This window comes from Candidatus Tisiphia endosymbiont of Ptychoptera albimana (assembly GCF_964026605.1).
In the GTDB taxonomy this organism is placed as follows: domain Bacteria; phylum Pseudomonadota; class Alphaproteobacteria; order Rickettsiales; family Rickettsiaceae; genus Tisiphia.
The window spans coordinates 105,553-122,033 of the sequence record NZ_OZ032164.1 but is presented as its reverse complement, the minus strand read 5'-3'; the positions used below and the strand labels follow the sequence as shown (position 1 = coordinate 122,033).

20 protein-coding genes are annotated in these 16,481 nt (G+C 32.7%); 11 read left to right on the top strand and 9 right to left on the bottom strand.

Going from position 1 to position 16,481, the window contains the following annotated elements; all coding sequences use genetic code 11:
• Nucleotides 1-84: 84 nt before the first annotated feature.
• On the top strand, nt 85-894 hold the full coding sequence (locus AAGD36_RS00650; RefSeq protein ID WP_341755497.1) for a class I SAM-dependent methyltransferase: 810 nt from the start codon (nt 85-87) through the stop codon (nt 892-894).
• Nucleotides 895-1,201: 307 nt separating this feature from the next.
• Here AAGD36_RS00650 and kdsA read toward each other — a convergent pair whose 3' ends face one another.
• The 3 genes from kdsA to AAGD36_RS00635 are packed head-to-tail and all read right to left on the bottom strand — an operon-like array spanning nt 1,202 to nt 3,095.
• Nucleotides 1,202-2,035, bottom strand: a complete 834-nt coding sequence (gene kdsA / locus AAGD36_RS00645) for a 3-deoxy-8-phosphooctulonate synthase (protein ID WP_341755496.1) — start codon at nt 2,033-2,035, stop codon at nt 1,202-1,204.
• Between the two features lie 17 nt (nt 2,036-2,052).
• Complete coding sequence (gene secG / locus AAGD36_RS00640; RefSeq protein WP_341755495.1) at nt 2,053-2,358, bottom strand: preprotein translocase subunit SecG; 306 nt, start codon at nt 2,356-2,358, stop codon at nt 2,053-2,055.
• Complete coding sequence (locus tag AAGD36_RS00635; RefSeq protein WP_341751618.1) at nt 2,355-3,095, bottom strand: triose-phosphate isomerase family protein; 741 nt, start codon at nt 3,093-3,095, stop codon at nt 2,355-2,357. The genes secG and AAGD36_RS00635 overlap by 4 nt, the downstream gene beginning before the upstream one ends.
• A gap of 76 nt (nt 3,096-3,171) precedes the next feature.
• Here AAGD36_RS00635 and AAGD36_RS00630 point away from each other — a divergent pair, with 76 nt between their 5' ends.
• Together AAGD36_RS00630 and AAGD36_RS00625 are read left to right on the top strand one after the other, a co-directional pair.
• The gene (locus tag AAGD36_RS00630) at nt 3,172-4,860 is read left to right on the top strand and encodes a peptidylprolyl isomerase (protein WP_341755494.1); all 1,689 of its coding nucleotides are present in this window, start codon (nt 3,172-3,174) and stop codon (nt 4,858-4,860) included.
• A gap of 123 nt (nt 4,861-4,983) precedes the next feature.
• On the top strand, nt 4,984-5,811 hold the full coding sequence (locus AAGD36_RS00625; protein ID WP_341755493.1) for a hypothetical protein: 828 nt from the start codon (nt 4,984-4,986) through the stop codon (nt 5,809-5,811).
• Between the two features lie 43 nt (nt 5,812-5,854).
• Here AAGD36_RS00625 and AAGD36_RS00620 read toward each other — a convergent pair whose 3' ends face one another.
• Nucleotides 5,855-6,310 (bottom strand): hypothetical protein, encoded by a 456-nt coding sequence (locus tag AAGD36_RS00620; protein WP_341755492.1) that lies wholly within the window; start codon nt 6,308-6,310, stop codon nt 5,855-5,857.
• A 456-nt stretch (nt 6,311-6,766) separates the two neighbouring features.
• Between AAGD36_RS00620 and AAGD36_RS00615 the strand changes: the two genes are divergently transcribed.
• The 3 genes from AAGD36_RS00615 to AAGD36_RS00605 all read left to right on the top strand — a co-directional run bounded on the left by AAGD36_RS00615 (nt 6,767) and on the right by AAGD36_RS00605 (nt 9,482).
• A complete protein-coding gene (locus AAGD36_RS00615; protein WP_341751614.1) occupies nt 6,767-7,054 on the top strand; it encodes a co-chaperone GroES in 288 nt (95 codons plus the stop codon).
• A 216-nt stretch (nt 7,055-7,270) separates the two neighbouring features.
• On the top strand, nt 7,271-8,926 hold the full coding sequence (groL, locus tag AAGD36_RS00610) for a chaperonin GroEL (protein WP_341755491.1): 1,656 nt from the start codon (nt 7,271-7,273) through the stop codon (nt 8,924-8,926).
• Between the two features lie 289 nt (nt 8,927-9,215).
• Nucleotides 9,216-9,482, top strand: coding sequence for a hypothetical protein (locus AAGD36_RS00605; protein ID WP_341755490.1), 267 nt, complete (start codon nt 9,216-9,218; stop codon nt 9,480-9,482).
• Between the two features lie 15 nt (nt 9,483-9,497).
• Here AAGD36_RS00605 and AAGD36_RS00600 read toward each other — a convergent pair whose 3' ends face one another.
• From AAGD36_RS00600 to AAGD36_RS00585, 4 genes are all read right to left on the bottom strand, one after another.
• Nucleotides 9,498-9,917, bottom strand: a complete 420-nt coding sequence (locus AAGD36_RS00600; RefSeq protein WP_341747932.1) for a type II toxin-antitoxin system VapC family toxin — start codon at nt 9,915-9,917, stop codon at nt 9,498-9,500.
• On the bottom strand, nt 9,901-10,143 hold the full coding sequence (locus tag AAGD36_RS00595; protein ID WP_341747931.1) for an AbrB/MazE/SpoVT family DNA-binding domain-containing protein: 243 nt from the start codon (nt 10,141-10,143) through the stop codon (nt 9,901-9,903). The genes AAGD36_RS00600 and AAGD36_RS00595 overlap by 17 nt, the downstream gene beginning before the upstream one ends.
• Before the next feature lie 280 nt (nt 10,144-10,423).
• On the bottom strand, nt 10,424-11,029 hold the full coding sequence (locus AAGD36_RS00590) for a carbonic anhydrase (protein WP_341755489.1): 606 nt from the start codon (nt 11,027-11,029) through the stop codon (nt 10,424-10,426).
• 59 nt (nt 11,030-11,088) lie between these two features.
• Nucleotides 11,089-11,676: a UbiX family flavin prenyltransferase gene (locus AAGD36_RS00585; RefSeq protein WP_341755488.1), complete on the bottom strand. Its 588-nt coding sequence runs from the start codon at nt 11,674-11,676 to the stop codon at nt 11,089-11,091.
• Nucleotides 11,677-11,780: 104 nt separating this feature from the next.
• Between AAGD36_RS00585 and AAGD36_RS00580 the strand changes: the two genes are divergently transcribed.
• The gene (locus tag AAGD36_RS00580; protein WP_341755487.1) at nt 11,781-11,966 is read left to right on the top strand and encodes a DUF465 domain-containing protein; all 186 of its coding nucleotides are present in this window, start codon (nt 11,781-11,783) and stop codon (nt 11,964-11,966) included.
• Nucleotides 11,944-12,573 (top strand): guanylate kinase, encoded by a 630-nt coding sequence (gene gmk / locus AAGD36_RS00575; protein WP_341751609.1) that lies wholly within the window; start codon nt 11,944-11,946, stop codon nt 12,571-12,573. Before AAGD36_RS00580 ends, gmk begins: the two co-directional genes overlap by 23 nt.
• Nucleotides 12,574-12,841: 268 nt before the next feature.
• Here the strand turns inward: gmk and AAGD36_RS00570 are convergent, their stop codons facing one another.
• On the bottom strand, nt 12,842-13,507 hold the full coding sequence (locus AAGD36_RS00570) for a bifunctional (p)ppGpp synthetase/guanosine-3',5'-bis(diphosphate) 3'-pyrophosphohydrolase (RefSeq protein ID WP_341751608.1): 666 nt from the start codon (nt 13,505-13,507) through the stop codon (nt 12,842-12,844).
• Between the two features lie 300 nt (nt 13,508-13,807).
• Between AAGD36_RS00570 and AAGD36_RS00565 the strand changes: the two genes are divergently transcribed.
• The 3 genes from AAGD36_RS00565 (at nt 13,808) to xth (ending at nt 16,422) form a co-directional block, all read left to right on the top strand.
• Nucleotides 13,808-15,100 (top strand): NAD(P)H-binding protein, encoded by a 1,293-nt coding sequence (locus tag AAGD36_RS00565; protein ID WP_341755486.1) that lies wholly within the window; start codon nt 13,808-13,810, stop codon nt 15,098-15,100.
• Complete coding sequence (locus tag AAGD36_RS00560; protein ID WP_341755485.1) at nt 15,100-15,567, top strand: DUF2269 domain-containing protein; 468 nt, start codon at nt 15,100-15,102, stop codon at nt 15,565-15,567. Before AAGD36_RS00565 ends, AAGD36_RS00560 begins: the two co-directional genes overlap by 1 nt.
• A gap of 75 nt (nt 15,568-15,642) precedes the next feature.
• Nucleotides 15,643-16,422 (top strand): exodeoxyribonuclease III, encoded by a 780-nt coding sequence (gene xth / locus AAGD36_RS00555; protein ID WP_341755484.1) that lies wholly within the window; start codon nt 15,643-15,645, stop codon nt 16,420-16,422.
• Nucleotides 16,423-16,481: the final 59 nt, after the last annotated feature.

Sequence of the window (16,481 nt, the reverse complement as noted above, 5' to 3'; positions counted from 1 at the left end):
ATTTTCTATATTATTTTCTCTTGCTATCAATAAACCAAATCAGCAATATATTTACTAAAAAATAGATATATAAAATTAAATCAAATGGTAAAAAAGAATAGCTATATTTTGGCAACTGGCAATGAAACGGATTATAGGCTCAGTATTTTGAATAAAATATATGGCAAATATACTAATATTCTATTGGATAGGCTAGCACTTCGTCCAAATATGAAAGTGGCAATTATTGGTTGTGGATCGGGGGAGTCTATTGATGTAATATATCAGAAAATTGGACAAGATGGCAAACTATTATGCCTAGATATAAGCCAAAAACAGATAGAGCTTACTAAAAGTAAGTTAAGTAGTAAAAACATCGATATTGTTGAATACCAAGTTGCAGATATACAAGATTATCAGGGTAATGAGCAATATGACCTCGTATATTGTAGGTTTGTACTCATACATCTAACACATCCTCAAAAAGCCTTAAATAATATGTTAAGTTTATTAAAGCCGGGTGGAACTATTGCATGTGAAGAGCATGATTATACAGCTATATTTAATTATCCATATGCTCGTTCAATAGAACAATATAAAGAATTATTACATAAAATTGAAAAAAGACTTAGTGTAGATTATTCTTATGGTATAAAGCTATTTAATACTTTGTGTACTCTTCAATTAACAGATGTAAAATTTGATTTTCATCAACCAGTTTTTAATGGGGCTGAAGAAAAATTATTATTAAAATTATCTCTTTTAGAAGAAAAAGAACATTTTATTAAGCATAAGTTGATCGATAATTTAGAAATAGAAAAGATGCTAAAAGAAATGGATCAGATTATTCAGGATAAGACGGTTATACAAAGTGCAGGTGGGGTATTTCAATCTTGGGGGAGAAAACTCCAATGAGTAGTATAATTTACTCCCTCATAAATATATATACTCAGGTAGAACTTCAAGAATTGGCGTTGTCGTGTCTAAAGATCGAAGCTGCTCCGTTACTCATGTACGCTACGCCGCTCGACTTTGCTACTGCCTAGCTCTTCTTGAAGTTATACTATCGTCTACCAACTCTTCATTTACGAGCAGTATACTAAAATGATTTGGAGAATTGGAACGTAAAACAAGGGTGAGCGTACGTGAGTACCCCGCAGTTTCGCGAAACCAATTCTTCAAAGCAGAAGAGTATATCTAATCTTATTTGTTGTTATCTAGGTTATATCTTAAATATTGCTTTAGTTAGCTCATCATAGCTCTTTAACCTAACCAATATAGGTTCTAAATCATCCAGCTTGATCATACAAGGTCCGTCACTTGGGGCATTATCTGGGTCTTGGTGAACTTCCATAAAAACACCTGCTACTCCGACGCTAACAGCTGCCCTTGCTAATATTTCAACATATTTTCTTTCGCCACCACTACTGTTGCCTATGCCACTTGGTTGCTGAACTGAATGGGTTGCGTCAAAAATTACAGGGGTCTTAGTTTCTGCCATAATTGGCAAACTACGCATATCTGATACTAGTGTGTTGTAACCAAAACATGCACCCCGTTCGGTAAGCATGATATTTTTTGCACCAAATGCTTCAAGCTTAGCATACACATTCTTCATATCCCAGGGGGCAAGAAACTGGCCTTTCTTAACATTAACAACCTTATTAGTCCTAGCTGCAGCATGCAGCAGATCTGTTTGTCTACATAAGAAGGCTGGGATTTGGATTATATCAACAATTTCAGCAACTTTAGCACACTGATTCTCTGTATGAACGTCAGTAAGAATAGGGCAGTTAAAGGCTGTTTTTACTTTAGACAAAATTTCCAGCCCTTTCTCAATACCACTACCCCGGATACCATTTATTGAAGTTCTATTAGCTTTATCGAATGACGATTTATAGATAAAGGGTATGTTAAGTTTAGCAGTAAGGGTCACAAGCTTGTCAGCCATAAATAATGCATGATCTAGACTTTCTATTTGGCAAGGTCCAGCAATAAACACAAATGGTAAGGTATTACCAATTTTGATATTATGTAAATCAATTATCTTTTGCATAACTTGGTCCTTAAATTTTACTTGGCAATTGGCAAACTAGACTCTTCTTGTTTATCGTCAACTTGCTCAATTTTCTTAATTATCCCAAGGTTTTTCTTAGAAGACAGATTGGCAAGAATAATAGCATTAATTATAAACAAGGTGGCAAGCACTACCGTGGTTTTAGTCAAGAAATTAGCTACAGTTCTGCCTGTTACAACACCCATATTACCACTACCACCGCTCATACCACTTAACCCATCATTGCCAGTCTTTTGCATCAGAATTACGATAATTAGCAGTATTGCTATTACAATATGAACAAAAAGTAATATATTCATCATTTTTCAAAAAACCTATAATTTAATATTTGAACTAAAATTTGATAATCAAGTGAAGATTTGCCAATCATAACCCCATCAATATTCTGTACACTTAATATTTTTTCTATATTACCTAAATTTACAGATCCACCATACACTAAGCTAACATTATTTGCAACTTGGCTTTGCTGAAGAAAACAATTGAGGACATCAAATATCTCTATTAATTCTTCTTGGTTAGGAATAATCCCTGTTCCTATAGTCCAAATCGGCTCATAGGCTATTATCACATCTATCCCCTCCCCTATTTTATCATTTGGCAGGGATTCCACTAATTGTTTTAATAAAAAATTTTTATAATTATTATTTTTTCGTGTAGCTAGGTCTTCTCCGATACAAATAATAGGGCTAATCTTGGCATTTAAGCAATTCTCTGCTTTCTGTCTGATTAATTTATTGGATTCTTGAAAAAAGCTTCTACGTTCACTATGACCAACAATAGCGTAATTAATACCACTTAGTTTCAGTAATAGGCTTGAATATTCTCCAGTATAACTTCCTTGTTCTTCGAATTGACTGACATTTTGTCCACAAAACTCTATAGATTTGAATTTATCAGATAAATAAGCAAGATAGGGAGTAGGAGGAGCTATAATAAATTTGTTGTTATGTTGCTGCTCTATCAGTCTAGCACAAAATTTAAATGCATCATCTAAACTTATATGCATTTTCCAGTTAGCAATAATAAGTTTTTTCATAAAAATCGCTTGCAGATATTAGTGTACAGAACTATTGTAGTATACTACAAAAACTTGAAGAAGAAATTTATAATTTATGTTAAATAATATTAGAAACGCTGCTGATAGTTTTGTAATGCGTGTTTTACTTGGAATGATTGCCTTTGCATTTGTTGGATGGGGAATTAAAGATGTATTACAGACTACCAATAATTTTGATTTGATTACATTTTCTGATGCAAAAACTATTAGTGAAGAAGATTTTCTAAAGGCAAAAGCCGAACAAATTCGTGTTATTCAAAAACAAACTGGAACACATCTTAGTGAAGAAGATATAAAGCAGTTGAATATTGATAATTTTATTATTAAAAAACTTATCAATAATCGCATTATGAATTATTTAGTACACTATTATAATCTAGATATAACTGATGATACTGTGATTCAGTTTATTAAAGAATCCGCTAATTTTAAGAATGAGCAAGGTCTATTTGACATAGCACTCTTTAAAGGTTTTTTAAAAAACTCTTATATTAATGAGGAGGACTATGTATTTGATGTTAAAGAACATACCTTAAAGAATACTCTAATTAGTATTTTTATAGAATCATTTCAAACACCAAAAATAATGGTCAAAAATATCGTAGACTATATGGCCGAAACAAGAGATGTCGACCTTGTACAAATTGACTTAAAAGCCCAACCTAAAGGTGCGTTTATGACTTATGCAACTCCGGCCGAGTTAGAAGAATTATACAAGCAAAACCAAGAGTTATTTGAAATACCGGAAAAACGTAGCTTGTCTTATGTAAAAATATCAAGTGAAGTGTTAGGTAAGCAAATTCATAATAGCGATGAAGAATTATTAAAGTTTTATCAGGATAACCAAGAAGAATTTGCTAATAAAAAATTTAGCGAGGTACGAAAACAGGTTAATGAATTATTGCAACAACAAAAAATAGAAGAGCTGAAGCTACTGTTAGCAAAAAATCTAGAAGATGATGTGGCAGCTGGTTCAAGTTTAACAGAAATTGCCAAAAAATATGAATTACCAATACAGAATTTAGATTCTGTAAGTTATAAGGATTTAACTAATAATATACAAGATGAATTTCAAGAGTTGGCTAAGCCTGCGAGTGGCGAGCGGACTAGGCGTAGTCAAACCGTTGTTCCTACGCGAAGTCCCATCGTGCCACAACGCCAACACTTAAAAGGCGAATGGTATGTTGATCTTGGCCAAAATGCTGACAGTATTTTTGATCTTGCAGAAGGAGAATTATCATATCCAATGGAGTTAACTGATAAAGGAGCTTTTATATTGGTTGAGATTAAATCTATTCAACCAAGTAAACTACAAGAATTCTCGGCAGTCAAGGATCAAGTATACGAACTATGGTATAAGCAATATATTAGAAAGATAAATTTAGGAAACATAGAGAGTCTTGCTAAAGAATATAAACCTGGTAAAAGTAAAAAACCTCTAGATATTACTACCAACCAAGCTGCAACTTTTTCTAGGTATGAAGTTCATAATAATCAGCAATTACCAACAGAATTACTATCAGCAATTTTTTATGCTAACATTGATTCCAATACTCCAGTTTTTCAGTCAAAAGATAAGGCGTATTTTGCTTATGTAAAATCAAAAAGAATTGATAAGACGAAAAGGCAAGAAATTCAGAAAAAAAATGAAGTAGATATTGCAGTAGCCATAAGAAACAATGTTATGGATGAACTGATTAGCTATGCCATCAAGAAAAATAAAATGAAACAAAATAGTATGTGATCATGATATAAATATGACAATTTAGATAACTAATTTTAACTATATTGTTACTAAACCTTGCATATTAATATATATTAAGATTATATTATATCATATTAATATAATCTTAATTATGTGTTTATTATGTCAAAAGATCGTACGCTATTAGTAAGGCTTTCTACCGCAAAACAATTACTTGAAAATAAAATTGATAAGACAGAACGAGCTATAAAGTTGTTTGCTACTGATAGTAGTGTTTATGAGATATTGAAGGCTGCTAATTTGGGGGAATGTTGTAATTTTATAAAAACTACGGAAGATAGATCATCAGCTAGTCAGGAATTAAAAGCTAGTTTAAAAGGTCTGCATAGTCAACAATCTGTCTTATCAAAGTATAATACAGTTAATTGCAAAAAGTTTGAAGAACGTAGTGACCAAATACACACAATAATTCAAGCTAGAAAGTTACTTAAATGTATTGACCAACATGATTTTAAGGAAGCACTGAAGATTGCTGGGTTGAGCTATATAATTAAGAAGGGTGCACCATGGGTAAGTAGAATATGGATAACAGAAGATGCTTTTTTTGAAAATTTGGATAAATATTTAGAAGTTAAACGGGAAGAATATAACATAATACTAGAAGCACATCAAGCTGAATGTGGAGCAAGTGCTCCAGTACTATCCCTATCAACTCTTCTTGAAGGATCAAGTAACTGTAATAATACGTATGTTACTAATAACAACCATCCAGCAGCAGCTTCTGCACCACCTAGTGTAAATCAACCTTTATACCCGCAACTATCTCCAGATATTACAACTACATCCCCAATGTACTCTTACCCGAAAGTTCGTAAACCTGCACCACCACCTCCAATACCACCTTCATATAATGAAGTAGTGCATGATGTGTCAATAGAATCTGATGAGAAGAACCAGCTTTTAGGTGAGATTGTATATCATCATGATTAAGCTCAGCTTTGTAGTTAATTGGCAACTCGTGTTAGTTAGCATATTACTCATCTGTATTGAAATTTAATGGTTCATTAGCAAATTTATAATGGTTTTTACAATAAGTAGCAGCCACGTATAAAAAATAATCATCCTCTATATTTACTTTTTTCAAGAGTACTTTTTTATAGGATCTTTCGTAAGTAGTAACGGTAATTAGACCGGCAGATGACAAAGTACCAAGTACAGACCAAAGTAGAGTGTTAATTGTTGTATGCCGTATATCTTCATTAATGAGGATGGTGACAGGCTTATTATTGCAGCTCATTACCCGGCGGATTAACTTACCAAAAGTACTGTGGTCATAAGGTCCTTTAGATTCGATAATTTCTACTACTGTTAGTCCTTCTTGTTGGCTGGTAGTAGTGACATCATCTCTAAGTTTTATATCCTTAGAATGGTCATAAGCTGGATCAAAAAAGATGATTGCTTCAGAAGGTAAAGTTGTTGTGTATGTCATAGCAGTATCCCCTTTATGATTAAACTTAAAGTTATTAAGTTTTAACCACCAAAGAACCTTGAGGGATTACTTTGGCGATCGGGGAGTTAGAAAAACTGCCAACAGACAGCTATGTTAGCCTTTAGGCTTAAGGAAAAAACCTTAAGCCCTGAACATAGCTAACATCTCCCCGACCATGAAAGTCGAGGATACATCATTTAATGGTTGATATTCACCACTGTTGGATTACAGGTTTCTACACCCCAAAGTAACTTTGCAGTTACTTCATTTTTAATTTTAAACTATACTCCTATAAAGTCAATAATAGAAAAACTTATGCGAGGATAAAAAAGGTATTATACACAATTTGCTCACAGCAATTATTCTTTAAAATTTTTCTTTTTACCCCTTGAACTGTTACAAAATCAAGCATATATAGAATACACATTATTAAGTATTAAATCTATGGAGGTAAGAATGTCTTTTAGACCATTGCACGATAGAATTGCGGTAAAACCAATTCAACAAGAAGAAAAAACAAGTGGAGGAATTATTATTCCTGATACAGCAAAGGAAAAACCAATACAAGGTGAAGTAGTAGCTGTAGGTAAGGGAACAAAAAGTGAGAATGGTACTGTCCATCCATTAGAAATTAAAGTAGGAGATAAAGTACTTTATGGCAAATGGGCTGGCACTGAAGTAAAAGTTGATGGTTTAGATTTGGTCATTATGAAAGAAAGTGATGTCATGGGCATAATTGCATAACTATTGAAAGTTAGTAAATACAGCTTCTTTATACGTCTATTAGCGAGAAGGCCGTAAGGTCGACGAAGCAATCCAGTAACATCATTTATCTATAGATTGTTTCCTGGATTGCTTCGCTTACGCTCGCAATGACGTTGTGGTATAGGTATTTGTAAACTTTTAACAGTTGTGGACATAATTGGTTAATAATTTATTTATTGTAAGGAGAACATAAATATGGCAACAAAATTAATAAGACACGGCTCAAATGCACGTGAACAAATGCTAAGAGGTATTGATATTTTAACTGATACCGTAAAAGTAACATTAGGTCCAAAAGGTAGAAATGTTGCAATTGAACAGTCATTCGGATCACCAAGACTAACCAAAGATGGTGTAACAGTGGCAAAAGCTATTGAACTAAAAGATAAGGCTCAGAATTTGGGAGCTCAATTGGTAAAATCTGTGGCAAGTAAAACATCAGATGTTGCTGGTGATGGAACAACTACCGCAACTGTTCTAACTCAAGCAATAGCAAGAGAAGGTAACAAAGCAGTAGCAGCTGGTTTTAACCCTATGGATATAAAACGTGGTATAGATTTAGCTGTTAACCTAGTAGTTGAAGAAATTAAGAAAGCTAGTAAAAAAATCAGCAGCCAAGAGGAAATTGCTCAAGTTGGTACTATTTCATCAAATGGTGACAAAGAAATTGGCGAAAAAATTGCCGTGGCAATGGAAAAAGTTGGTAAAGAAGGCGTAATTACCGTTGAAGAAGCTAAGAATTTTAGTTTTGAAGTAGATGTAGTTGAAGGCATGATGTTTGATAGAGGCTATCTATCACCATATTTTGTTACTAATTCCGAAAAGATGGTAGCAGAATTGGAAAATCCGTTTATCTTACTATTTGAAAAGAAATTATCAAATTTACAACAAATGTTACCAGTACTTGAAGCAGTAGTGCAATCAGGACGTCCTTTACTAGTAATCGCTGAAGATGTAGAAGGAGAAGCACTTGCTACTCTAGTAGTAAATAAATTACGTGGTGGGTTAAAAGTTGCTGCAGTTAAAGCTCCTGGCTTTGGCGATAGAAAAAAATTCATGATGGAAGATATCTCTATTTTAACAGGCGGTCAGCTCATCAGTGAAGATCTTGGTATGAAACTTGAAAATGTTAATATCAAAATGCTAGGTACTGCTAAAAAAGTTACTATTTCCAAAGAAAATACTGTCATAATTGATGGTGCTGGTAGTAAGGCAGACATTGCAGCTCGTTGTTCTCAAATTCGTACACAAGTTGATGAATCTAGCTCAGATTACGATAAAGAGAAATTACAAGAGCGTTTAGCTAAACTTGCTGGTGGCGTAGCTGTCTTAAAAGTTGGTGGTGCTACTGAAGTTGAAGTAAAAGAAAGAAAAGATCGTGTTGAGGATGCATTGCATGCTACTAGAGCTGCAGTGGAAGAAGGTGTTGTTGCTGGTGGTGGTGTTACTCTTTTCTATGCAGCAAGATCCTTAGAGTCGTTAAAAAGTACTAATGAAGATCAGCAAGCTGGTATTAACATCGTTAAGAAAGCTCTACAAGCTCCAGTAAGGCAAATTGCAGAGAACGCTGGTATGGACGGAGCTATTGTAGTTGGAAAACTTACTGATAGTAAAGAGAAAAACTTTGGCTTCAATGCTCAAGATATGACTTATGTTGATATGATTAAGGCTGGTATTATCGATCCAACTAAGGTCGTGCGTACTGCTTTACAAGATGCAGCATCGGTTGCTTCTTTGATTATTACTACTGAAGCATTTATTATCGATGAACCAGCTGATAAAGATGAGCCTGCTATGCCACGTGGTGGCATGGGCGGCGGTATGGGTGGCATGGGCGGTATGGACTTCTAACGCTCATGTCTTCATACGAATAACACTTTACCCCAACTCTAGATAAGAATTAGTTAATTCTTATCCAAAGTTCGCGTACTTTGATGTCATCCCTCTGCTTTTTTGTAGGGATGACATCTTTTTATTAATAGACCTCTTTCGAAACTCGCTTGTGCTGAGAGATTTGAAGGAAACGCTTCATCTCAAACCGCAGCGTATACTGCTCGTAAATGAAGAGTTGGTAGACGATAGTATAACTTCAAGAAGAGCTAGGCAGTAGCAAAGTCGAGCAGCGTAGCGTACATTAGACTTGCTGCATAAATCAAAGATAGTTGAGGGATTTTTAGGAGAAACGAAGCCGGCTACCTTCGCGTACACAGACGTACGTGAGGAGCGGAGGCGAGTTTCGACGACAAAATCACCAACTAGATTGACTTATGCAGTAAGTCTATTAGTAACTAGGCAGCTTCGATCTTTGGTCGCGGAAACGCCAATTCTTGAAGTTCTACCTGAGTATACTCTAATTCCGTTACGGATTCGAGTACCGCATCATTGTCCAAATCACCAGCAGAAGTAGAGTTTCGAAGGAGGTCTAATGTACTAAAGTAATTTTTACCGGAAGCTTATCAGATAACTTTAACCAAATTTTATCAGTAGTATAAATTTCCATATTATAATAACTACCAGTTGCTATACATGCTCTGTCACCTAAAGATAAACCATAATCTTTTGTTAAACTTATTAACTTGCCTGCTTTGATACTTATACTTTCAGAAAATGGTATGATGTCTGGAACTATATCTGTTATAATTGTATCAATTTCATTTTCTTTTATATTAGATCTAGTTAAGACAGAAACTAATTCACTTAAATTAACTGATGATAAGGCACTACTTGCAATAACATCCTCTAATATTTTATAACCTGATTCTTGTTTTAATAAGGCAATGATTGCAGATGTATCTAATAAAAATTTCTTAGTCTTGATTAGAGATTTAGAACTTGTTTGCATCTTCGTTCCTCATCAGTTTTAGCTCTTTTTGTAAATCAATATTCTTGTATTTACTTAAAATATTTCTAGCTTTTTCTATATTAGCATGATAAGTCGAAACTATTAATTCAGAATCTTTATATTTAATGGACACTTCATCACCAGCTTTAAGATGCAGTTTTTTTCTAATTTTAGCGGGGATAGCAAGTCTCCCATTACTATCTATATAACTTTTTAATGCTGTCATAATATATACCGATAATGTTAAGATTAATATAAAGATACAACTATATACATAGTAACTAAAATTATAAAAATGGTCAATTTAATAAATATTAGATAAATACTAATTCTAATAATCCTGCTTTTTAGTCTAATTTTTTAATTTTAGATTTCTAATAAGCGAGTTTGCCAAAGATATCTATTAATAAAATTTACTTTGCTATAAGCCGGATACATGACTGCATTCGATTTTTAGGTCGCGGGAATCTTAATTCTTGAAGTTCTACCTGAATATGCTAAAGAACCTAAGCAAGGGGTAGATATGTTTGTTGCTTATCAGAATAAGTAAAAATTTGCCCAGTTTTTATATCAAAAAACCATAAATGAATAGTTAGCTCTCTCCTGGTCACTAGTTCATTAATCCATGGAAACGTCATACAATTTTGATGTGATTGTTTAAGTGCTAATTTTGTATAATCATCAGCATTATGATGTCTAAAATTAGGTGTTTTTATCAGAGCAACCCAGTTGGTTATAAAATCATTCTGCACTCTATCGTCACTATTTAATAATTCTTGAATTCCTCCACATTGGCTATGTCCTAATACAATTAAGTGTTCAACTTTCAAAAAGCATATTCCAAACTCTAAGGCAGCACTTGTGCCATGATGAGATCCATCTTTTTCGTAAGGAGGAACAATATTTGCTACATTACGTACAACAAATAAATCCCCTGGATCACATTGTAGTATTAATGCCGGATCTACTCGTGCATCACAACAAGCAACCACCATAATCTTTGGTTGTTGACCATCACGAGATAGACTCTGCATAATAGATTTATTACCATAAGCATATTTTTTTCTAAATAGCTGATAGCCTTTTAGTATTTTTTCAAAACTTTGTTGCATATATGACCCTCAAGACGTCACTACAATTATAGCAGATATTTTTCAAGCACTAATAGATTTTAAATTTTTGTAGGCATACCATCCCAACGTTTTATTAAATCAGTATTAATATCAAAAATATCAAGAACCCGCGAAATTGAATAATTTATCATGTCATCCAAGGTTTTAGGTAAACTATAAAAAGCAGGTACTGGAGGTGCAATTATCCCACCATAATTCGTTACTTTTAACATATTTTCTAAATGACCTAGATGTAAAGGAGTCTCTCTTATCATCAACACCAGTTTTCTTCGTTCTTTTAGTGTAACCCCTGCTGCTCTACTGATTAAATTATTCTCAATACTACCAGCAATTGATGCAAGAGTTCTCATGCTACATGGAGCTATTATCATGCCAAATGTCCTAAAAGCACCGCAAGAAACCCTAGCACCAATATCAGAAAGATTGTAACAGTAATCTGCTAGATCTTTTACTTGTTCTATGGAATAATTCGTCTCATGTAATATGGTAAGATGAGCAGATTTTGAAATAATTAGATGACTCTCAATATTTATCTGCCTCAGAATCTCAAGTAACCTTATACCATATATTGCTCCAGAAGCTCCAGAGATTGCCACAAGCAATTTTTTTTTATTATCGCTAGTCATAGCTATATTTTTTCCTTTCAAAGTGTATTTGCTTATATTAAAATGATGCTTGGTTTACAAAAAACCAAGCTTTTAACTGATTATGGAGTTTACAGATGAGTCTCATGAGCCACATACAAAGTTTACAAAAAAAACATAATGATTTAGAAAGACTAATAAATACCGGATTTTTGCATTTGCAAGATAATACTAAAGTCAGGCAGTTAAAGAAACAAAAATTAATATTAAAAGATAAAATTCTATTGCTATATAAAGGTTTCACCAAGAATGCTACTATCTCTCAGAAGTAAAGGATTAGCTATTATTTTGTCTTCGCCCTCAGCTACTGGTAAATCTAGCTTAGCTAAAGCAGTTTTAAAAATCGACAGTAATCTTAGATTATCCATTTCTGCAACTACTAGAAGGCCAAGAACAGATGAAGTTGATGGAGTAAGTTACTATTTCAAGACCAAAGAGGAATTTAATAAATTAATTGAGCAAGATGCATTTCTTGAATATGCAAATATTTACAATAATTATTATGGAACACCTAAAAAAGTTGTAGAAGACTTACTAAGTCAAGGGTTAGATGTTTTGTTTGATATAGATTGGCAAGGTACAAAGCTAATAAAAAAAACCTTGCCAAATGTAATTACAATTTTTATTTTGCCACCGAGTCTTAGTATTTTGCAACAACGAATTAAAAATAGAGGACAAGATAGTAAAGAATCAATAAAGTTGCGTGTGAAATTGGCTACTAAAGAAGTGTATTATGCCAAACAATATGATTACGTGGTTATTAACGATGATTTTGATACCACTCTTGAAACAATATATTCTATAATCACTGCTGAGCGATCGAAAAGAATAAGACTTGATTTAGGCAAGTTTTATAATGATTGGCATGACCAACTCTGATGTTATCCCACAACTGTTGAAAGTTTACAAATACCTATACCACAGAGTCTATTAGCGAGCGTAAGCGAAGCAATCTAGGAAACAACTTATAGATAAATGATGTTACTGGATTGCTTCGTCGGTCTTACAGCCCTCCTTGCTAATAGACGTATAGAGAAGATGTATTTATTTACTAACTTTCGACAGTTATGGACGTTATTCCAAACAGTAGAGTTTACTATTACCCACAAATATTTATAGGGTTAGCCAACCGCCAACCTTGGATTAGTTAGACAAAATTTCTCTCTAACGGTTCTACATTATTTATTTCTTTTATAAATTGCTCTTGTATTATTTGCAAGTTATCTTGAAAATTATCCCAAAAATTTTTAATTTCTTGTTCGTAAGCAACCAGTTCAGACATAGTCCAATTAAATTGTTCAAAAAGTTTATATAAATTATTTAGTCCGATGTGCAGAACAATTATATTAAGTAATTCTGGAGAAAATAATTTTTTTATCCTTGCTTCTTGTGCTTCTTTATATTCACCATGATTAGCGATGCCAAACTCTGCTATATCATGCATTTGACTAGTCCGTACTTGTATTTCCATATTACGTCTAGATGTACCAATAGTAGTCACAATATGCAAGGAACTATAGCCGTTATCTTTGGGATTAACAATATAGTCTTTATATTTTTCATGGTTACTAGGATATATATCATTAATAATATCCAGTACTTTATAACAGTCTTCTAGCGTATCAACTATAATTCTAAAAGCAATGAGGTCAGTTAATTGATAAAAACCAATACCTTTTCTTACCAATTTCTTTACGATCGAATAAGGGTCTTTTAATCTGCAAGATATCTTCGCTACTATAGAATTCTCTTGCAATTTAGTACTAATAATATCAGTGATATTGTGTAAATTATCAATATCCTCGTATAACATAAAATGCACACTGTTACTTTAATTATTGATTTAGATTATTATATATACTTTACTATCAAGAATTCGCAAGTATTTACGAAGGCAATTCTTCAAAAGCATCGAATATACCTGTAATATTAATAAAAACTATTACCCTGTCAAGATCAAATTATTAATTTATAAATAAGAAAGATTTTCCAAATGATATAATTTGTTAAACAATTTTTATATCGAATTGAGATTAATGTACTTAGTGTTTAGTTATTTTATGTTATTATACAATCAGTTGATTTGAATTTGCTATGTTATAGAGAGGATAGGGTGAGAGTTTTAGTAGTAGGTGCTAATGGTTTTATTGGTTCATATATCACCGCTGAGTTATTAAAAGATAATCATGATGTAGTTTGTGCAGTTAGAGATATAAAAGCTACTAAAAGAAAATTTCCTAACCTAGAAATTTTAGCTTGTGATTTTAACAATGATACTGATCAACAAAAGTGGCTTAACAATTTACAAAATATTGATGTAGTCATTAATGTATCCGGAGTGTTAACTTCAACTAATAACAACAAAATAGAGAATGTTCATTTCTTTGGTCCAAAAGCTTTATTTGATGCATGTATTTTAGCTAAAGTAAAAAGAATTATTCATATTTCAGCTCTTGGTATAGATAATGAGAAAACTACTGACTATGCTATAACAAAGAAAAAAATTGACAATTATTTAAAAACTTTAAAAAATATTGATTGGGTGATTTTACAACCATCGCTTGTGTATACAAGTGGTTGTTATGGAGGTACTTCATTATTTAGATCTCTTTCAGCTTTACCTTGGTTTATTCCTTTAATAGGAGATGGATCACAACAATTCCAACCCATACATATGGATGACTTAACTAAAGTGGTTGTTAATTGCACTAAAAGAGAAGGAAAGATTTGTAGAGTATTAAAAATAGTTGGTCCAGAAATAGTTACAGTAAAAGATATATTGATTAATTTTAGGAGCTGGCTTGGTCTAGATCCTGCCAAACTAATAAAGATTCCTTTAACATTCATTAGAATTGCAGCTAAGTTAGGAGACTTTTTTAGTATAGGGCCACTTAATAGCACTTCATATAATATGTTATTACAACCAAATATTGCCGATAAGAAAGATTTTATCAATTTTACTTCTGTCGTTCCAAGAAATTTTGAGCAAGGATTAGCCACTGAACCTCTTACTGTCCAATCACTATGGCATGCAAGACTTTTTTTGTTGAAACCACTATTAAAAATCATTTTAGGTTTATTTTGGATTATGACAGGCGTCATTACGGGGGTTTTTACTTCAGAACAAGGTCTGAAAATAATAACAGAGTTAGGATTTATCAAGCAAATTGCACAAATTATGTTATATTCAAGCTGTCTTGCTGATATAATTCTTGGAACTCTGATGATTATTAAGCCAAGAATTATAGGAGTATGTATACTACAGATTTTATTAATGCTAGCTTATACATTTTTTCTAACCTTTCTTAAGCCTGATTTATGGCTAGAACCCTTGGGGGTACTGACTAAAAATATTCCTATAATACTTCTTACTCTTGTCTTACTTGCTATAGAAAAGGATAAATAATGGATTGGTATTCTGTCGTCAAAACTATTCATATCATTAGCTCCACTATTTTGTTTGGTACAGGTATTGGTATTGCTTTTTTTATGTGGTGGGCGAATAAAACCGGGGATTTAGCAGCCAAAATTTATGCAGCACGTACTACGGTTATTGCCGATTTTCTCTTTACTACCACTAGTGCTATTATTCAACCAATTAGCGGCATAATATTAATCAATATAGTTGGATATGATTTCTTTGATTTATGGCTTGTTCTAACTTATTTAGGATATGCTATTACAGGAGCATGTTGGCTACCAGTAGTATGGATTCAAATACAATTACGGAATATTGCAGTCAGAACATTAAAAAATAATGAGCAATTACCAGCACAGTATTATAAATTATTTAATTTATGGTTTTATCTTGGCTGGCCAGCATTTATCAGCCTAGTTATTATTTTCTTTTTAATGGTTTTTAAGCCGATGTAAAATACGCGAATTCGGGATAAGAATTGACAAATTCTTATCCCAAATTCGCATATAAACGTACACTAGGAATTAGAAATGAAAATAGCTACTTGGAATATTAATTCTATAAGAATAAGACTACAACATTTACGGGACTTTTTAACAGAAGTAGATCCAGACATTGTTTTGTTACAAGAAATCAAGTGTGAGACTGATAAGTTTCCTTTTGATGAACTATCAGATCTAGCATATAATTTCTATGTGTATGGTCAGAAATCCTATAATGGTGTAGCTATCTTATCAAAGTTTCCAGCTGATGAAGTGGTAAAAGACTTTCCGGGTATTAATTGTACTAATCAAGCACGGTTTATAGAAATATCTCTACAAACTCCTATAGGTTTTTGTAGTATCACTTCATTATATGCACCTAACGGTTCATTGGTAGGTAGTGATAAATTTAAAATGAAATTAGAATTTTATGATAATTTAATTAATTACTTCGAATCCAAAAGAACTCTTGATACTAAGGTGATAGTTGGAGGAGATTTTAATATTGCTCCTTTTGATATTGACGTATACTCAGCAAAAGAGTTACAAAATACTACTTGTTTTACTAATGAAGAAAAACAACGATTGAGAATTATTTTAAATTCTAGTTTTGAGGATTTATATAGATTATCAAATCCTACTAAGCAAGAATTTTCTTGGTGGGATTATAGAGCAGGTTGCTTTGAACAAAATAAAGGTATGCGTATTGATATGATACTTGCATCAAGCAATGTTGCAGATTATCTAAATGATTGCTACATGCATTATAATCTACGAACTAAAATTAAGCCTTCTGATCATATACCCGTTGTTGCTATCATTAGTTAACCTCAAATATCGATGTACGCGAATTCGGGATAAGAATTTGTCAATTCTTATGCCAAATT

Excerpts from the sequence above, each read along its gene's own strand:
- AAGD36_RS00650 (WP_341755497.1), top strand. The coding sequence starts at position 85 with ATGGTAAAAAAGAATAGCTATATTTTGGCAACTGGCAATGAAACGGAT.
- kdsA (WP_341755496.1), bottom strand. The coding sequence starts at position 2,035 with ATGCAAAAGATAATTGATTTACATAATATCAAAATTGGTAATACCTTA.
- secG (WP_341755495.1), bottom strand. The coding sequence starts at position 2,358 with ATGATGAATATATTACTTTTTGTTCATATTGTAATAGCAATACTGCTA.
- AAGD36_RS00635 (WP_341751618.1), bottom strand. The coding sequence starts at position 3,095 with ATGAAAAAACTTATTATTGCTAACTGGAAAATGCATATAAGTTTAGAT.
- AAGD36_RS00630 (WP_341755494.1), top strand. The coding sequence starts at position 3,172 with ATGTTAAATAATATTAGAAACGCTGCTGATAGTTTTGTAATGCGTGTT.
- AAGD36_RS00625 (WP_341755493.1), top strand. The coding sequence starts at position 4,984 with ATGTCAAAAGATCGTACGCTATTAGTAAGGCTTTCTACCGCAAAACAA.
- AAGD36_RS00620 (WP_341755492.1), bottom strand. The coding sequence starts at position 6,310 with ATGACATACACAACAACTTTACCTTCTGAAGCAATCATCTTTTTTGAT.
- AAGD36_RS00615 (WP_341751614.1), top strand. The coding sequence starts at position 6,767 with ATGTCTTTTAGACCATTGCACGATAGAATTGCGGTAAAACCAATTCAA.
- groL (WP_341755491.1), top strand. The coding sequence starts at position 7,271 with ATGGCAACAAAATTAATAAGACACGGCTCAAATGCACGTGAACAAATG.
- AAGD36_RS00600 (WP_341747932.1), bottom strand. The coding sequence starts at position 9,917 with ATGCAAACAAGTTCTAAATCTCTAATCAAGACTAAGAAATTTTTATTA.
- AAGD36_RS00595 (WP_341747931.1), bottom strand. The coding sequence starts at position 10,143 with ATGACAGCATTAAAAAGTTATATAGATAGTAATGGGAGACTTGCTATC.
- AAGD36_RS00590 (WP_341755489.1), bottom strand. The coding sequence starts at position 11,029 with ATGCAACAAAGTTTTGAAAAAATACTAAAAGGCTATCAGCTATTTAGA.
- AAGD36_RS00585 (WP_341755488.1), bottom strand. The coding sequence starts at position 11,676 with ATGACTAGCGATAATAAAAAAAAATTGCTTGTGGCAATCTCTGGAGCT.
- AAGD36_RS00580 (WP_341755487.1), top strand. The coding sequence starts at position 11,781 with ATGAGCCACATACAAAGTTTACAAAAAAAACATAATGATTTAGAAAGA.
- gmk (WP_341751609.1), top strand. The coding sequence starts at position 11,944 with ATGCTACTATCTCTCAGAAGTAAAGGATTAGCTATTATTTTGTCTTCG.
- AAGD36_RS00570 (WP_341751608.1), bottom strand. The coding sequence starts at position 13,507 with ATGTTATACGAGGATATTGATAATTTACACAATATCACTGATATTATT.
- AAGD36_RS00560 (WP_341755485.1), top strand. The coding sequence starts at position 15,100 with ATGGATTGGTATTCTGTCGTCAAAACTATTCATATCATTAGCTCCACT.
- xth (WP_341755484.1), top strand. The coding sequence starts at position 15,643 with ATGAAAATAGCTACTTGGAATATTAATTCTATAAGAATAAGACTACAA.